A 15,253-nucleotide genomic window follows, 5' to 3' on the forward strand; every position below is an offset into this window, starting at 1 on the left:
AAAAAAAGTCCGCACCTGCAATCGCAGTATGCGGACTTTCCGTATTCAAAGTCTGATAATGGTTCCACTCTCCCTTTACCGTCGGGACTGGTGAGTGCTGAGATCAGGCAGGTCTTCTGGCTCGCGATTCATCCTCCGGGCGCCTTCCCGATCTTTCGATCAGTGACATCTTGCCCTTTGTCCTCGCTTACAGCGGCGGGTCCGCGGGGGAATCTTTCCTGACGGAAATACACCCCTCTTCCCTTTTCACCCTTACGGGCACCGTGATCCGGTATTCGGTTGTCGTACTGATTATGCCCGCTGCGGGAACAGCAGTTCCCTATCCAAAACGGGCAGTTAACCCTAACAAATTTCCGTCATGAAATCAATGTGCATCCTTGCACCACCAACTTCTCCCCCCATTCCTTTTCCACCATGCGCTGCATCGCTTCGATTCGTCCTCCTTCCTCCAGAAAGGGGTCCAGGGTGGTGCGGAACTGGTGGGACACGCCGCTGCGCCGCACCAGCTCCGCGCTTGTCCGGGCCGCCGCACCGCTGTCCGGAACGCCGGTGATCCGCTCGTACTCCTCGAAGGGGGCCTTGAGATCCATGCCGATCCAGTCCAGATGCGGCAGGCACTCCAGCAGCCGGGCCGGGTATGGGCCGGCGGTGTGCAGTCCCACCGCGAACCCCATCCCCTTTACTGTTCTGATGGCGTCGGGCAGGTCGGCCTGCATGGTCGGCTCGCCGCCGCTGAACACCACCCCGTCCAGCAGGCCGCACCGGCTGCGGAGTAGGGCCATGATCTCCAGCCACGGCACTGCTGTGCCGCTCATGGTGGGGAGCAGGTGCCGATTGTGGCAGTAGCCGCAGCGCCAGGGGCATCCCTGGCAGAAAAGCACCGCCGCCAGCCTGCCGGGGTAGTCGATGGTGGTGAAGGGGAGCAGTCCCCCGATCTCAAGCATCTCGCCCGGTTGCCGCGCCCGGCTCCCGGAAGAAGCACCGCGCGGCATGTTCGGCCTTTTTGCCGGTGTTGAAGGACTCCACCGGCCGGTGGTATCCCATGACCCTGGTCCAGACCTCGCAGGGCTGGCGTTTCAGGTGTTGCTGCTCTGTTTCCTGTTGCAATGCGTTGTTTTCAGACATGAGGCTGTTCTCCTTTGGCGTGGTAATACCCGCGCACCAGCTCCTGATCGCAGACCGGGCAGTAGCGGTGCTCTCCGGCCAGGTAGCCGTGTTTGGGGCAGATGGAAAAGGTGGGGGTGATGGTCAGGTAGGGGATGCGGAAATTCTCCAACACCCGTTTCACCAGCGTGCGGCAGGCCGCAGTGCTGGAGACCGGCTCCCCCAGGTAGAGGTGAAAGACCGTGCCGCCGGTGTACTGGCGCTGCAACAGCTCCTGAAGTTCCAGGGCCGCAAAGGGATCGTCGGTGTACCCCACAGGCAACTGGGACGAGTTGGTGTAGAAGGGAGCTGCGGCAGTGCCGGCCTGGAGCATCTGCGGGTAGCGCTTCTTGTCTTCCCGGGCGAAGCGGTAGGTGGTCCCTTCGGCCGGGGTGGCCTCCAAATTGTACATGTGGCCGGTCTCCTCCTGGAAGGCCAGCATGCGCGCCCGGATGTGGTCCAGGAAGCGGAGCGCCAGGTCGTGGCCGGCCGGGGTGGTGATGTCCTCCTGGTCTGACGTGAAGTTGCGGATCATCTCGTTGATGCCGTTGATGCCGATGGTGGAGAAGTGGTTGCGCAGGGTCCCCAGGTAGCGCCGGGTGTAGGGGAACAGGCCGTTGTCAATGTGGCGCTGGATTACCTTACGCTTGATCTCCAGGCTGGTGCGGGCCAGGTCCAGCAGCCGGTCCAGGTCTCGGTACAGGGCTGCCTCATCCCCTGGGTGCAGGTGGCCGAGCCGGGCGCAATTGACGGTCACCACGCCGATGGAGCCGGTCTGTTCGGCCGAGCCAAACAGACCGTTGCCCCGCTTGAGCAGTTCCCGCAGGTCCAGTTGCAGGCGGCAGCACATGGAGCGGATCATGGTGGGGGAGAGCTCGGAGTTGATGAAGTTCTGGAAATAGGGCAGGCCGTAGCGGGCGGTCATTTCGAACAGCAGTTCCGCGTTCTTGCTCTCCCAAGGGAAATCGGGGGTGATGTTGTAGGTGGGGATCGGGAAGGTGAAGACCCGCCCCTTTTCATCCCCTCTTGTCATGACCTCGATATAGACCCGGTTGATCAGGTCCATTTCCTCCTGCAGCTCGCCGTAGGTAAAGGGCATCTCTTCACCGCCGATGACCGGCACCTGGTTCTTCAGGTCCTCCGGGCAGGTCCAGTCGAAGGTCAGGTTGGTGAACGGGGTCTGAGTGCCCCAGCGGGAGGGGACGTTCAGGTTGAAGATCAATTCCTGCATCTGCTGCTTCACGTCTTCGTACGTGAGCCGGTCCTTGCGCACGAAAGCGGCCATGTAGGTGTCGAAGGAGCTGAAGGCCTGGGCCCCGGCCCATTCGTTCTGCAGGGTGCCGAGGAAGTTGACGATCTGTCCCACTGCACTGGACATGTGTTTGGGGGGGGCTGCCTCCACCTTGCCCGGTACGCCGTTGAACCCCTCGGTGAGCAGCATGCGCAGAGACCAGCCGGCGCAGTAGCCGGAGAGCATGTCCAGGTCGTGGATGTGCAGGCTACCCTCCCGGTGGGCCTCCCCCACCTCCGGCGGATAGACGTGATTGAGCCAGTAATTGGCCACCACCTTGCCGGAGACGTTCAGGATCAGGCCCCCCAGAGAATAGCCCTGATTGGCGTTGGCATTGACCCGCCAGTCGGACTGCTCCAGGTATTCGTTGACCGAGGATGCCACGTCCACCACGGTCTTCTGGTCCTGGCGCAGCTTGTGGCGCTGCTCCCGGTAGACCGCGTAGGCCCGCAGAGTGGCAAAGTGGTTGGCTGAGATCAGGGCCTGCTCCACCACGTCCTGGATCTGCTCCACCTGGGGCGGTTCAAGGGGGAAGCGGTGGCGCAGGACTTTCAGTATCTGCCGGGTCAGAAGGTGGGCCTCGTCCTCGGTGAATTCGCCGGTGGCCTTGCCGGCCCGCAGGATGGCGGACTGGATGCGGTTGGCGTCAAAGGGGGCGCGGGAACCATCGCGTTTGACGACGATTGCCGGGACGGGCAGTGGTTCGGTGTGGGGCATGGTGAAGACTCCTTAAAGGCTTTTGCCACAGAGGACACAGAGAACCCCAAAATCTTCATGGAACGCGGAAAAGGCCGGATTTGAGCGGATAGACGCGGATAACCAAAATCTGCGTTCATCCGCCGCATCCGCGTGAATCCGCGTGCAATTGCAGTTCAGGTTCATAGTCAGGCAGAGCAAAGCGTGCCCAACTCTCTGCTGTGGTTTTCTGGTTTGGAGTCCGGGGGGGAGGGTACCGCAACGGAAACAGCCATAAAAAAAGTCCGCATCTGCCGAAGCAGCATGCGGACTTTCCGTGTTCAAAGTCGCCTGTTCCCGTTATCCACCTGCTCCCAGTCCCGGAGAGTTCCGGCCGATGTTCTGGCATCGGCCTTCTGAATAGTGGTTGGGATCATGGCAGGTCTTCTGGCTCGCGATTCGTCCTCCGGGCGCCTTCCCGACCTCATCAGTCAGTGGCATCTTGCCCTTTGTCATCGCTTACAGCGGCGGGTCCGCGGGGGATTTACACCCCTCTTCCCTATCAAGCCCTTGCGGGCGCCGTGATCCGATATTCGATTGTCATATTTTCGCAACAAGATATTGCGTCCGTCGTATAGCACGGTGCCATATTGTGTGTCAATGGCTTTTCTTTTTGCACGGCCGGAAGCGGACATCACGGCAATGGAAACGTGCCGGCCGCCTGGGCAAGCAGGTAATACTCATCCACTTCCTGGATGAGAAAATCGACAAACGCCCGGTTGGCCCGGGAAAGGGTGGTGTTCTTTTTCCAGGCTATGGAGAGATCGAGAAAGAGCGGCGGATCGCAGGAGATCGCCGCAACCTCCGCATCCCGAGCAACCACCATTTTGAGGAAAAAGGCCAGGCCCAGTTCCTCCCTGACCAGACTTCTGACCAGGGAAAACAGGTTCGATTCCGCCACCGTAACGGGAGAGAGCCCTTCCCGGGCTGCCAGTTCGTCGATCATCTCCCGCAGGTGATATCCTTCCTCGAACTGGATCAACGGTTCCCCCAGCAGCTCGGCCAGCGGCATCTTTTTCCGCCCGGCCCAGGCATGGCTGCGATGGACGCAGGCCACAACCTCCTCCCGCACCATGTGGTGGGAATCGAGCCCCTCCGGCACTGCTCCGGCCACCACTCCCATGTCGATCTCTCCCGACTCGATCCTGCGCTGGATGTTCCAGGCGCTGTCGCCGTGAACGGACAGGTGCAGGGCCGGATAACGCCGCTTGAAGGCGGAGATTATCCCGGGAAAGAAAAAACTGCTCAGCATCGGGGTCAGGCCGACCCGCACCTCCCCCTTGAACAGTCCCCGCAGGTCGTCGATCTCCTGCCGTGCCTTTGCCACCCCCTGGCGTATCTCCCGCGCGTGCCGCGCCAGCACCTCCCCCTCGGCGGTCAGGGTAATCTTCCGGTCCCGCCGGTTGAAGAGCACCACGTCCAGGTCCTCTTCCAGCTTTTTGATGGCAATGCTGAGGGCCGGCTGGGCAATGTGCAACTTTTCCGCCGCACCGGTAAAGCTCCCGGAATCGGCCACTTCCAGAAAAAACCGTAACTGTCGCAGATCCATGTCAGCCTCCGTTTGTGTATATATAAAATATATAACGACGATAAAAACAATATATTTTTTATATACACTTTGGTGTTCTATAGTTGGAAAAAACACCGGGAGCGGGATATGGCGATCTATCTGGACTGCAATGCAACCACGCCGCTGGAACCGTCCGTCATTGCGGTGATGCGGCGTTTTTTCGAAAAGGACTTCGGCAATGCCGCCAGCCCGATCCACGACCACGGGGCTTTTGCGCGGAGTGCCGTCGAACATGCCCGAGGCCAGATCGCGGAGGTGGTAAGGGCGCGGCGCGACGAGGTGATCTTCACCAGCGGGGCCACGGAGAGCAACAATATGGCCATCCTGGGACTGGCGGAGACCGGCAGGCAAAGCGGGCGGCGCCATGTGCTGACCACTGCCATCGAACATAAGGCGGTGCTGGAACCTTTCGAGGAGCTGGCGCGGCTCGGTTTCGAAGTGGAGATCCTGCCGGTGCAGGCGGACGGGCGCTTCGAGCCGCAGCGCCTGGCGGATGCGCTGCGCCCGGACACGCTGCTCGTTTCGACCATGCAGGTAAACAACGAGACCGGGGTGCTGCAGCCCCTGGCGGAAACAGCGGATATCCTAGGGGGCCACGAGGCCTGGTGGCATGTGGACGCGGCCCAGGGATTCGGCAAGGAGATCGACCAACTCCGCCATCCCCGCCTGGACCTGATCGCCGTCAGCGGGCACAAGATCTACGGTCCCAAGGGGATCGGCGCCCTGATCGCCCGCAAACGGGATAACCGGCTGCCTCCCCTGCAGCCCCTCATGTTCGGCGGCGGTCAGGAGCAGGGGCTGCGGCCCGGGACCCTGGCGGTCCCGCTGATAGCCGGGTTCGGCGAAGCAGTCCGGTTGGCGCTCAGGGACCGGGACGCTCGCCGGGAGAAATGCCGGGCATTCCGGGCCGAGACTCTGGCGGCCCTGGCCCGGCTCGGCGCGGAGCAGAACGGCGACGAGGCCTGCACGCTCCCTCATGCGGTCAATGTCTCCCTGCCCGGCATCGGCTCGGATCGCGCCATCCATGCCCTGAAAGAGGTCATAGCGATATCGAGCACCTCGGCCTGCACCTCCCATACGCGCACGCCCAGCCATGTCCTGGCGGCAATGGAGCGCTCTCCGGAGCAGGTGGAATGTTCGATCCGGCTCTCCTGGTGCCATATGACCCCGGAGGTGGACTGGGACAACGTTGTAGATATCCTCGAAGCTTTACGGAGATAGGAAAGGAGCGGACCATGGATCAGGTCTTTCAGGAACTTGAAGCGGCCACGATCGAGCAGTACGAACAGCAGGACCTGCCGCAATGGCTGGCGGACCCGGTACTGGCGGTTGCCAGGAACCCGGAGGCCTATCAGGGCAAGGAGTATCTGGTGGAGATCCTGCTTGCCCAGGTGCGGGAGTATGACGTGTATGCCGAGGCCGGTTGCTGCAAGTGGGCCTACGATCACGAGGACATCAAAAGGACCCTGCGCTGGCTGGAGGAGGAGCGGACATGACCGTATTCGACAGGTTGCGGGCCGCCACCGAGGCGGCCCAAAGCGAGCAGGACCTTCCCGACGGTCTGGCAGAGCAGATCTTCCGGATCATCGAGAACCGGCACGATTTCCATGGCAGAGAGGCCGACCTGGCCATACTCGTGGAACAGGTGGCGCTGTACGATACCTACGGCCAGACCGGCTATCTCGGCATGGGGGTCAATAATGCCATCCTGGAAAATGCGCTGAAAAGGCTGACCGGGAACTGACGGACCGTCATGGGGCGGTCCGTCAGGGATGATGCCGATATCCTTCCATCCCCGCACCGCTATTTCACGGTCGCATTCTTGATCAGGAAGAAAATCCCTCGTTTGTTGTCGCTCGCCAAGGTCAGGGTGCCTGAAACCGTGACCAGGTCTTCCTGCCATTTCACCGGTTCAGAGGTAAAGACCTCCACCACCTCGTTGGGGGCTCCGGGAGGGCAGAAGGCGCAGGTAGGGGCGCGCTTGCTCAGGATGAAATGGGTGAATTTCTCCTTGGCCTCCAGGGGCAGCATGAAGCCGCTGATCACGGTCTGCCTGCCGTTCATGGCCTTGACCTCCGGGGTATAGGCGATGCCGTAGGAAAAATCCTGATTCCGCCTGAGCTTGCATTGGGCGAAATGTTTCCAGATCTGGTCCTCCGACTGCATCTGGCGGGGTCCCGGTGGCAAGGGCACCGGATCGCCGGAGCGGGAAAAACGGGCATCGGGCGGGGTAAAACCGCAGGCCAGCGCTACCATCAGGATGCAGAACACAATGCGTATCATAGGGCCTCCTCAGCGTTGTACCAATGTCTTGAAAATGTCGATCCGGTAGACCTGCACCGCCGGCAACAGGGCCGCGGCAGCGCCCACCACCAGGCACAGGGGGAGCAGCCAGGCCTCCTCGGCCAGGAACAGCCGGCCCGTCATGTGCAGGTGTTTGGTGTGCTCCAGCCAGGCGGCGATACCCCCCACCAGCAGATGACCTGCCACGAGCCCGACAGCCGCGCTGATCAACGAAACGGCCAGGCTCTCGGTCATCATCAGGGCGAACAGTTTTCCCGGTTTGGCGCCGAAACCGCGCATCAGGGCCAGGTCGTAGCGCCGCTCGTTCATGGCGTTGTACAGCCCGGCAAAAATGCCGAGGCCGGCCAGTGCGATCAGGAACCAGGCAAAGAAGGTGAGCGTTTCCGTGCCGGTCCCCATGAACGAGGTCAGGCGCGCCACCTCGAAGGCCGGGCTGGCCGCTTGCATCGAGGTGGTTCCGTTGATCATGCGGGGAAGCTCCGCCGCTGCAAGCGGCGAATTGTAGGAAACCAGCAGGGAGGTGATTTCACGCTTGCCTTCGTGTTCATCCGCATCGTGGTGGTCGTGGTCGTCGTCATGGTGGTGCGCCTCCTCCGCATGATGCTCGTCATGGTCCTCATCGTGGTCTTCGTCGTGGTGATGGTGCTCGTGGATATGCCAGACGCTCTCCAGGCCGGTCAGGATCAGCCGGTCCACTACGGTGCCGGTCGGTTCGAGGATGCCGGTCACGGTGTAGGGAAACTCCGCATGCACCTCGCCGCCGGAGGTCAGGCCGTGGGAACCGGCAAAGGAGTCGCCGGGCCTGAGCCCGCTTCTGGCGGCGGCTTCGGCACCCAGCACGGCTTCCATCTCCTTGTGCCAGTAGCGTCCCCCCGGTTTCAGCCTGGCCTGGTAATGACCGGGATAGGCCGGGGTGGTGCCGACGATGCGGAAGCCGCGGTAGTTGTCCCCCAGAGAGAGGGGAATGGCCTCACTGATGAGCGGGTGTTTGCCCAGCTTTTCCGCCTCGTCCAGCGGAATGTTGCCGGTGGGAATGTCCAGGTAAAACACGCTGGAAAGGATGAGCTGCATGGGGCTGCCCTTGCCCCCCACCACCAGGTCGATCCCTTTCAGGTTGTTGGAAAAATCGGACTGGAGCTGGGCATTAACCAGCAGCAGGACCACGATCATGGCCACGCCGGCGGCAAAGGTGACGATGGTGAGGGCGGTGCTCAGCGTCTTGTGGCGCAGATAGGCGAAACTCAGGCTCAGATTGTTCATCGGTCACCTCCGACCATGATCTGTTTGTGGAAATATTTTTTGATGCGCTGGTCGTGGGTGGCGACCACCAGGCTGGCATTGTCGATCGCAGCCAGCTTGAGCAGGAGCCCCATCACGGTTTCGCAGGCCGCGTCGTCCAGGGCCGAGGTGGGCTCGTCGCCGACAATGATCCGGGGAGCATTGATAACGGCCCGCGCGATTGCCACACGCTGCTGCTGCCCCTGGCTCAATGTCTCGGGTTTGTCGTCCTTCTTGTCCGCAAGGCCGAGCTGTTCCAGCAGATACAGGGCCTTGGCCCGGTCCTGGGGCAGTCCGGCCGCATAGCGGGCCAGCAGCAGGTTCTGCATGACCGTCAGGGCACCGGCCATGTGCAGGGTCTGGTAGATGATGCCGATGTTCCTGCCGCGGAACTCGTCCAGGGCCGCTCCCCGCAGGTCGCCGAAGCTTGTGCCGTCCAGGGTCATTGTTCCGCCGAGCGGGGTCAGCAGGCCCGCCAGGGTGCACAGCAGCGTGGTCTTGCCCGAACCGGACGCCCCGAGGAGCAGGCAATGCTCTCCGGGAGCAAGCGTGAGCTGCGGCAGTTCCACGACAACCTTGTCTTCGTATCCTGCCTTGAGTTGGGTGATTTCTAACATGGAAACCTCGTGAGATGATGGGGATGTGGAATGACGGTCGCATCCCGGCGTTTCAGGGATGCCGTTTTTTCCCTTGAGGAAGATCCTGAGCGCGAGCAGGGCGAAAAACAGGCCGGCCAGCCCTGCCACGATGACCGGGGCCGTGGGAAGGTCGAGCCTGAACGAGAGGAAAATCCCGGCCATGCTGACCAGCACCCCCACCAGCCAGCCGGTCACGAGCACCCGGGACGGTTTTCGGAAAAAGAGCCGGCCGATCAGGGCCGGGATAACGAGGAACGAGAAGACCTGCAGGATGCCGGCCATACGTACCGATTTCACCAGCACGATGCTGAAGCTGGCAAAGAAGAGCAACTCCGTCGGAAAGCCCCCTTTACCCTCGAAGGATAGGGCATGGAAGCGTTTTCTGAGCAGGAAATGCAGCAGGCCGACGCAGCCGTACAGGGCCGCGGTGGAGAGGAGTTCATGCGGCGTGACCCACAGGATATTGCCGTTCATGATGGTCTTGAACTCCTCCATGCCGTGGGGGCTGCGGTCCAGGATCAGGGTGGCGGCGGAGAAGGAGAAGATGTAGAGCACCCCGATAAAGGCCTCGATGTTCACATGGCGGGCCGCCGTGCGGGAAAGGGCCAGGACGACCGAGCCGAGCAGGGCGAAAACCAGGGAAAGGAGCAGGCCCCGCTGCTCTCCCACGACAAAGGACAGGGCCAGGCCGATCCCGATGAACTGGGCCAGGGCCAGGTCAACGAAGATGATGCCCCGCTCCAGGATATGGATGCCGAACCAGGCATGGATCAGGATCAGCAGCAGGCAGGCCAAAAACGGCCAGATCAGAAAGGTGAGCGCTTCCATCGGTTCTCCTTCGCGCGCTGCAACGGCGTGACATGACTTTTCAGGACCTCCGGGGCCGCCGATGCCCCGGAGGTTTGTCGTGAATGGCCGGTCCGTTACCGCAGGGCCGCCAGCACCGTATCCATGAAGGCGAACCAGGTGTCGCTCCCCTTCACGGCACCCACATCCTGGGGCAGCACGATCACCTTTACCCCTGTTTTGGCGGACAGGGCCTCGGCTTCCTTCAGGCCGTAGGAAGGGGTGACCAGAATGCCGTCCGGTTTGCTGCTCCGCATGTCGCTGACCAGCTTTTCGATATGGGCCGCCGAGGGGGGAATGCCCGGTTTCGGCTCCACATATGCCGCAATCCCGAAGCCGTAGTCCGCTGCCAGGTACTCGAAGTAATGGTGATAGGCCACGTAGCGCTTCCCTTTCAGGTCAGGGCGGTTCCACTGTTTGCGTTTTTCCTCGAACCTGGCGGCAAAGGCCTTGAAATTGGAGCGGTACGCCTCCGCATTGGCCCGGTCCAGGCCGGCCAGGACGGTGGTCATGCCCTCCGCCACGCGCAGCACATTGACGGGAGAAAAGTTGTAATGGGGGTTGCCGAGCGGATGGATGTCCCCCATGCTCCGCTCCACCACCGCATGCTTTTCGATCACGTTGACGAACCGGGAGCAGTCCAGGTTGCCCGGCCGGCCCGGCATGATCAGCGGATTCCGGGATTGTTCGATAATGATGGGAAGATAGCCGATCTCCAGGTCCAGCCCCTGGTACATGACAATATCGGCCCTGCGGGCGGCCAGGATCATGCTCGGTTTTGCCTCCAGAAAGTGCGGGTCCTGGCTGGGTTTGACCAGGGTGGTGACCGCGACCTTGTTCCCGCCGATCTCCTGTGCCAGGCTGCCGATCCAGGGCAGGGTGGCGACCACGTTGAGCTTGGCAAAGGCGGGGGAGGCCAGTGTCAGTGACAGCAGGACGGTGAATGCAAGCATTGTGTTTCGCATGGTGTATCTCCTTGAAAAGCCTTTAACCACGGAGGACACGGAGTAGGATCAAAACAAGGTCTGCCCGGTTTTCTCCGTGTCCTCCGTGGTAAATCGCCTTTGATTCTTTCGTTAGAACCGTCAGAACGTATGGGCCGGATGGGCGCCGATGGTGAAGATCGCCTGCAGGATGCCTTCGTTGTTCACCCGGCCGCCGGGGTCCGAGCGGTCGTGGGTGTACTGGGCCCGGATGGTGCTGAATTCGGTCGGATTGAACTCCAGGCTACCGGTGGCGCGCCACGGTTTGCCGCTGAACTGCTGCTGGACCCCGGCCACCCGGAAGGTGTCGTCGAACAGCTCCAGCCGGTCGTAGCGCGCCCCGGCCCGCCAGCGGCCGTAGCGGTAGAGCGCCTGGATGTAGGCCCCGTCCTGGTGGCGCTTGAGGCGCTCAACGGAGACCGGGGCACCGCTGGGGTCGCTGGTGGTCAGGTCGCCGTTCTGCACCAGGTAGAGGTATTCCCCCTGCACGGTCACCCCCTGCTGGCCGGACTTCCACTTCCAGACCGCCTCCAGGCCGTAGAGGGCGCTGTCGCCCCGCAGGTTAAAGGTGTTGCCGGTTGCTTCATCGGCCGGCAGGATGGAGCCGCTGTTGGTGGAGCCGAACAGGACCCAGGGGCCGGCATAGAGGGTGGAATTGTCGGAGGTGTCCAGCGACACCTTGGCAAAGGCCGAAAAGGCGTGGGGACCCCAGCGGTCGTCCTTGCCGAACAACAGGCTGTTGCTGTCCCCCTGCAGGACCTCGATCCCCAGCAGGGTATAGACCGGCAGGGGGGGCAGCCAGGTGAACTGGACCCCATTCTCGCCGCCCAGCCCCTCGGACCCGAGAAAGGCCTTGTAGGGCAGGGCGATGTCGGCAAAGTCCCAGGCATGGGGATGCTGGGCATTCAGGCGGCTGGTGTTGCTCTTGAAGCGCCCCCCCTTGATCTGGAAGCCGGCCGGCAGGGAGGTGGTCACGAAGTAGGCCTCTTCCAGTTCGACCCCCTCTTCGTTGATCGGGATGTTGACGTAGAGGTTGAAATAGGGGTCCACCGGGGCAAAGAGGAACAGCTCGGCGGCATCGATATTGAATCCGTTGTGCAGGCCCCGCCCCTCGGTGGTGAAGCCGGGCACGCCGCGGCTCTCCAGTTCGCTGTTCTTGAGGTTGGAGACATAGCCCTTGGCGTCCAGCACCAGCGAGACATAGGGGTTGGTCATCAGCGAGCCGCCGAACAGGCCGGTGGGCTTGCCGCTCTGTTCCGGGACGTGGCTTTCGACCGGCTTCTGCTCGTTCAGGCGGTCTTTGAGGTCATCGATGGTCTTCTGCTGTTCGCGGATGGTCTCGGTCTGCTTGCCCACTTCCGCATCCAGGCGGTTCAGGCGCGAGTTCAGGTCTTCTTCTGCAAAGGAAAAGGAACCGCAAAGGCACACGGCCATGACGGCGGCCGCGGCAATGACAGGCGTACGCATGCAATCCTCCTGTGTCTGAGTAAACCGATAACACGTGACCACAGAGGACACAGAGTTCTCAGAGGAAAACCTTCAGGGGCAAACGTACCTGGATGGGCGGGACCAACGGGATGTTGGCAACGTCAAGACTCTGGTTTTTCTCTGTGTTCTCGGTGAACTCTGTGGCTGATTGATGGTGTCGAAGGTATGTTCAGGCAGGAGGAGCGCGGTTGTGCGGCAGCAGCGGGGCCTTGGCGGCCGGCGCCGTCGGGACGGCGGAGGTGAAGAGGGTGGGGAATTCGACCGGCAGGCTGAGCAGCACGCGATGTGCCACGGCCGTGTCGGCGCTGTGGTGGTGCGCCACGGCGCAGATGCTGCAATCCGGGTGGTCCTGCTCGTCCGCATGGTGATGAAAGGCGGACAGCACCATGGCGGCTGTCAGCAGGAACGACAACAGCAGCGCGCCGGCACGGTTTTTCAGCTTCCGGATGCGGATATGTCCGGGAGGGGCATGCGTCATTCAGTAAATAGAAATTATTTTCATTTGATTGTCAAGTGTCTCCGCAAAAAAAGTCATTCCTGTTCAGCGACGTACTCATAGCGGATCGGCTTGTCGTCAGCCTTGATGTCCCGCGCGATGCCCGATTCCGCCAGCAGCTTGAGCGTGCGGTACACCGTGCTGCACCCTATGTTCTTGTGCCTGGTCCTCAGGTGCCGGTAGAATTCGTCCACACTCAGGTCCTGGCTGCAGTTGAGGAAGGCATCCACAATGAGATTCCGCTGCCGGGTCCACTTGAGGCCGCGGCTCTGAACGATGTAGTCGCGAAATTTCTGTTTGATGTCGGATTTCACAGGTACCTCTTTCAGTGTTTACGCTGCCGCGCTCGCCGCGCCGAGAATCCGTTCCGAAAACCTCCGCGCCAGAAAGGCTTCCGGAGCCGCAAGTATTTCCCGTATTTCATCGCGCCGCCTGCCCAGCATGCCGATGACCGCCGGATCGAACTGTGAACCGGAACAGCGCCTGATCTCGGCCAGGGCCTGTTCGAAGGAACAGCCCCGGCGGTAGGGGCGGTCGCGCAGCAGCGCCGACAGGGTGTCTGCCACTGCCACGATCCTTGCCCCCAGCGGAATGTGTTCTTTCCGCAGGCCCTGCGGATAGCCGCTGCCGTCGTACTGCTCGTGATGCCCGAGTATGATGTCAGCCACCCCTCCCGGAGTATTGAAAGGAGCCACCGGACGCACTATCTCCGCTCCGATCTCCGGGTGGCGTTTCATCCAGCACCACTCGTTCCTGTCCAGGGCCCCCTGCTTTTGCAGCACCACATCCGGAATCCCTATCTTGCCGATATCGTGGAGGTGCCCGGCGATGTGGACCAGCTCCACTTCCGTCGGATCGAGCCCCATGGCGCCGGCCAGGATGCGCCCGGTTTCGGCCACGTCATGGGAATGATTGAACAGCTGCGGATCTTTGGCATCGACCGCATTCCCCAGCGCCTCCGCGAACTGGTGCAGGTTAAGACAACCCGCCAGGCACGGTTCGGAACAACCGGTGTGGGCAACGGGGTTACGTCCGGATGACGGCAGCGGGATGCAGGTTTGCAGAAGAGGTGACATAGGTGCCTTTCATTCGCTTTCTCCGGGTAAATCGGAAATTGCCGGCCATTACAGCTTGAATCGTCCGATCAGCCGCTGCAAGCTGCCGGCATTGTCGTGCAGCAGATTGGACGATGCCGCCGATTCTCTGGCATTGCGGGCAGTCACCTGGGCTGCTTCGACGATGGCGCGGATGTTGTCGGTGATGTCGCTGGTGGAAGCAGTCTGCCCCTCTGCCGCGGCGGCGATCAGGTCAACCAGTGCGGCAACCGTGCCGATCTGCTGCCGGATATCCTGCAGGGCCTGCCCCGATTTTTGCGTCTCGACCGTTCCCTCTTCCACCTGGTGGATGCTCTGCCCCATGGTTGAGACGGCATCCCTGATGTCGGACTGGATGGCTTTCAGCATTTCGTCGATCTCGCGGGCAGCGTTCAGGGCTCTTTCCGCCAGGGCCCTGACCTCGTTGGCCACCACGGCGAATCCGCGTCCCTGGTCGCCGGCCCGGGCCGCTTCGATGGCCGCATTCAGGGCCAGCAGATTGGTCTGGTCGGCGATATCCTCGATGGTGCTGATGATGCTGCCGATCTGGTCGCTGCGGGCTCCCAGACTCTGCACGGTCCTGGTTGATTCCTGCACCTGCTCGGAGATCCTGGCCATGACGGCCACGCTCTTGTGCACCACTTCCGCGCCGTTGTGGGCCACCAGCGCCGCGCGGCGCGCCTCCTCCGTAGCAGTTTGGCAATTGCGGGCAATATCGCCGGAGGTTGCAGCCACTTCGCCGGCTGCCGCGGCTACGGCACTGGCCTGCATCAGAATTCCCTCCGAACTGCCGGCGATCCGCTCCGATGCCGTTCGAAGCCGGCCGGCAGCGGCGGCTACCTGGGACGATGTGCCTGCCACCTGGCTGATGATGGCGTGCAGTTTGTCCATGAAAATGTTGAACCAGCCTGCGGCAGCGCTGATCTCGTCGTTACTGGACTGGGTGAAGCGTTTTGTGAGATCTCCTTCGCCTTCGGCCACATCGTGAAGTCTCAGCCGCAGTTTTTCGACCGGACCGATGATGCTTCCGGCAACCCACCAGCCGAAAAAGACGGAGGCCACCACCACATACGCTACTGCACAGAGGAACAGGCGTTTGTCCTCCGACATATATCCCAGCACCCCCAAGCCGGTGGTCAGAGCGGCTCCGCTGGCGAAACTGCCGATGACGCGGGTCCTGATGGTAAATCTCCGCGGCCATTCGAGCATGCTGCTCTGTGCGATCGGGCGGGACTCCCGATGGGGCCGGCCGATTCCCAATGGTGATACGATCGATTGTTCCATTGCCATGTTTGCCTCCCGGCTTGTTGCGTCTACGGTTTACAGTGTGGCGGAACGATTCCGTGGGGCCCGCCGTCGTATGTCGTTTTCCCGGCGCTTTACCCGC

The 15,253-nt window shown here is 61.8% G+C and carries 16 protein-coding genes and 2 riboswitches; of the genes, 3 read left to right on the forward strand and 13 right to left on the reverse strand.

Translation table 11 applies throughout. From position 1 onward, the window contains the following. Positions 1-89: 89 nt before the first annotated feature. Positions 90-281, reverse strand: a riboswitch (cobalamin riboswitch). A 75-nt stretch (positions 282-356) separates the two neighbouring features. The 4 genes from GSVR_RS07560 to GSVR_RS07575 form a co-directional block, all read right to left on the reverse strand. Then, complete coding sequence (locus GSVR_RS07560) at positions 357-944, reverse strand: anaerobic ribonucleoside-triphosphate reductase activating protein (RefSeq protein ID WP_173197324.1); 588 nt, start codon at positions 942-944, stop codon at positions 357-359. Then, entirely contained in the window at positions 937-1,125 is a 189-nt protein-coding gene (gene nrdD, locus GSVR_RS22180; RefSeq protein WP_173197325.1) for an anaerobic ribonucleoside-triphosphate reductase, read from the reverse strand. The genes GSVR_RS07560 and nrdD overlap by 8 nt, the downstream gene beginning before the upstream one ends. Then, entirely contained in the window at positions 1,118-3,151 is a 2,034-nt protein-coding gene (locus tag GSVR_RS07570; RefSeq protein ID WP_173197327.1) for a ribonucleoside triphosphate reductase, read from the reverse strand. Before GSVR_RS07570 ends, nrdD begins: the two co-directional genes overlap by 8 nt. Before the next feature lie 377 nt (positions 3,152-3,528). Then, a riboswitch (cobalamin riboswitch) is annotated at positions 3,529-3,708 on the reverse strand. A gap of 95 nt (positions 3,709-3,803) precedes the next feature. After that, complete coding sequence (locus tag GSVR_RS07575) at positions 3,804-4,718, reverse strand: LysR family transcriptional regulator (protein ID WP_173197329.1); 915 nt, start codon at positions 4,716-4,718, stop codon at positions 3,804-3,806. Positions 4,719-4,826: 108 nt separating this feature from the next. Between GSVR_RS07575 and GSVR_RS07580 the strand changes: the two genes are divergently transcribed. Genes GSVR_RS07580 through GSVR_RS07590 form a run of 3 tightly spaced genes read left to right on the forward strand, consistent with a single transcriptional unit; the run spans position 4,827 to position 6,483 of the window. Next, positions 4,827-5,960: a cysteine desulfurase family protein gene (locus GSVR_RS07580; RefSeq protein WP_173197330.1), complete on the forward strand. Its 1,134-nt coding sequence runs from the start codon at positions 4,827-4,829 to the stop codon at positions 5,958-5,960. Between the two features lie 14 nt (positions 5,961-5,974). Next, on the forward strand, positions 5,975-6,235 hold the full coding sequence (locus GSVR_RS07585) for a GSU3529 family protein (protein WP_173197332.1): 261 nt from the start codon (positions 5,975-5,977) through the stop codon (positions 6,233-6,235). Next, positions 6,232-6,483, forward strand: coding sequence for a GSU3529 family protein (locus GSVR_RS07590; protein WP_173197334.1), 252 nt, complete (start codon positions 6,232-6,234; stop codon positions 6,481-6,483). The genes GSVR_RS07585 and GSVR_RS07590 overlap by 4 nt, the downstream gene beginning before the upstream one ends. A gap of 59 nt (positions 6,484-6,542) precedes the next feature. Here the strand turns inward: GSVR_RS07590 and GSVR_RS07595 are convergent, their stop codons facing one another. The 9 genes from GSVR_RS07595 to GSVR_RS07635 form a co-directional block, all read right to left on the reverse strand. Next, positions 6,543-7,022 (reverse strand): DUF3299 domain-containing protein, encoded by a 480-nt coding sequence (locus GSVR_RS07595; protein ID WP_173197336.1) that lies wholly within the window; start codon positions 7,020-7,022, stop codon positions 6,543-6,545. 9 nt (positions 7,023-7,031) lie between these two features. Then, complete coding sequence (locus GSVR_RS07600) at positions 7,032-8,303, reverse strand: ABC transporter permease (protein ID WP_173197338.1); 1,272 nt, start codon at positions 8,301-8,303, stop codon at positions 7,032-7,034. Then, a complete protein-coding gene (locus GSVR_RS07605; RefSeq protein WP_173197346.1) occupies positions 8,300-9,787 on the reverse strand; it encodes an ATP-binding cassette domain-containing protein in 1,488 nt (495 codons plus the stop codon). Before GSVR_RS07605 ends, GSVR_RS07600 begins: the two co-directional genes overlap by 4 nt. A 95-nt stretch (positions 9,788-9,882) precedes the next feature. Further along, the gene (locus GSVR_RS07610; RefSeq protein WP_173197354.1) at positions 9,883-10,770 is read right to left on the reverse strand and encodes a metal ABC transporter substrate-binding protein; all 888 of its coding nucleotides are present in this window, start codon (positions 10,768-10,770) and stop codon (positions 9,883-9,885) included. A gap of 120 nt (positions 10,771-10,890) precedes the next feature. Beyond that, complete coding sequence (locus GSVR_RS07615; RefSeq protein ID WP_173197356.1) at positions 10,891-12,255, reverse strand: TonB-dependent receptor; 1,365 nt, start codon at positions 12,253-12,255, stop codon at positions 10,891-10,893. Positions 12,256-12,445: 190 nt separating this feature from the next. Next, the gene (locus tag GSVR_RS07620; RefSeq protein ID WP_173197358.1) at positions 12,446-12,754 is read right to left on the reverse strand and encodes a hypothetical protein; all 309 of its coding nucleotides are present in this window, start codon (positions 12,752-12,754) and stop codon (positions 12,446-12,448) included. 53 nt (positions 12,755-12,807) lie between these two features. Next, complete coding sequence (locus GSVR_RS07625; protein WP_173197360.1) at positions 12,808-13,086, reverse strand: Fur family transcriptional regulator; 279 nt, start codon at positions 13,084-13,086, stop codon at positions 12,808-12,810. Between the two features lie 18 nt (positions 13,087-13,104). Further along, the gene (locus GSVR_RS07630; protein WP_173197362.1) at positions 13,105-13,848 is read right to left on the reverse strand and encodes an HD-GYP domain-containing protein; all 744 of its coding nucleotides are present in this window, start codon (positions 13,846-13,848) and stop codon (positions 13,105-13,107) included. Between the two features lie 48 nt (positions 13,849-13,896). Further along, positions 13,897-15,156: a methyl-accepting chemotaxis protein gene (locus tag GSVR_RS07635; RefSeq protein WP_173197364.1), complete on the reverse strand. Its 1,260-nt coding sequence runs from the start codon at positions 15,154-15,156 to the stop codon at positions 13,897-13,899. Positions 15,157-15,253: the final 97 nt, after the last annotated feature.

Source organism: Geobacter sp. SVR, assembly GCF_016865365.1.
In the GTDB taxonomy this organism is placed as follows: Bacteria; Desulfobacterota; Desulfuromonadia; order Geobacterales; family Pseudopelobacteraceae; genus Pelotalea.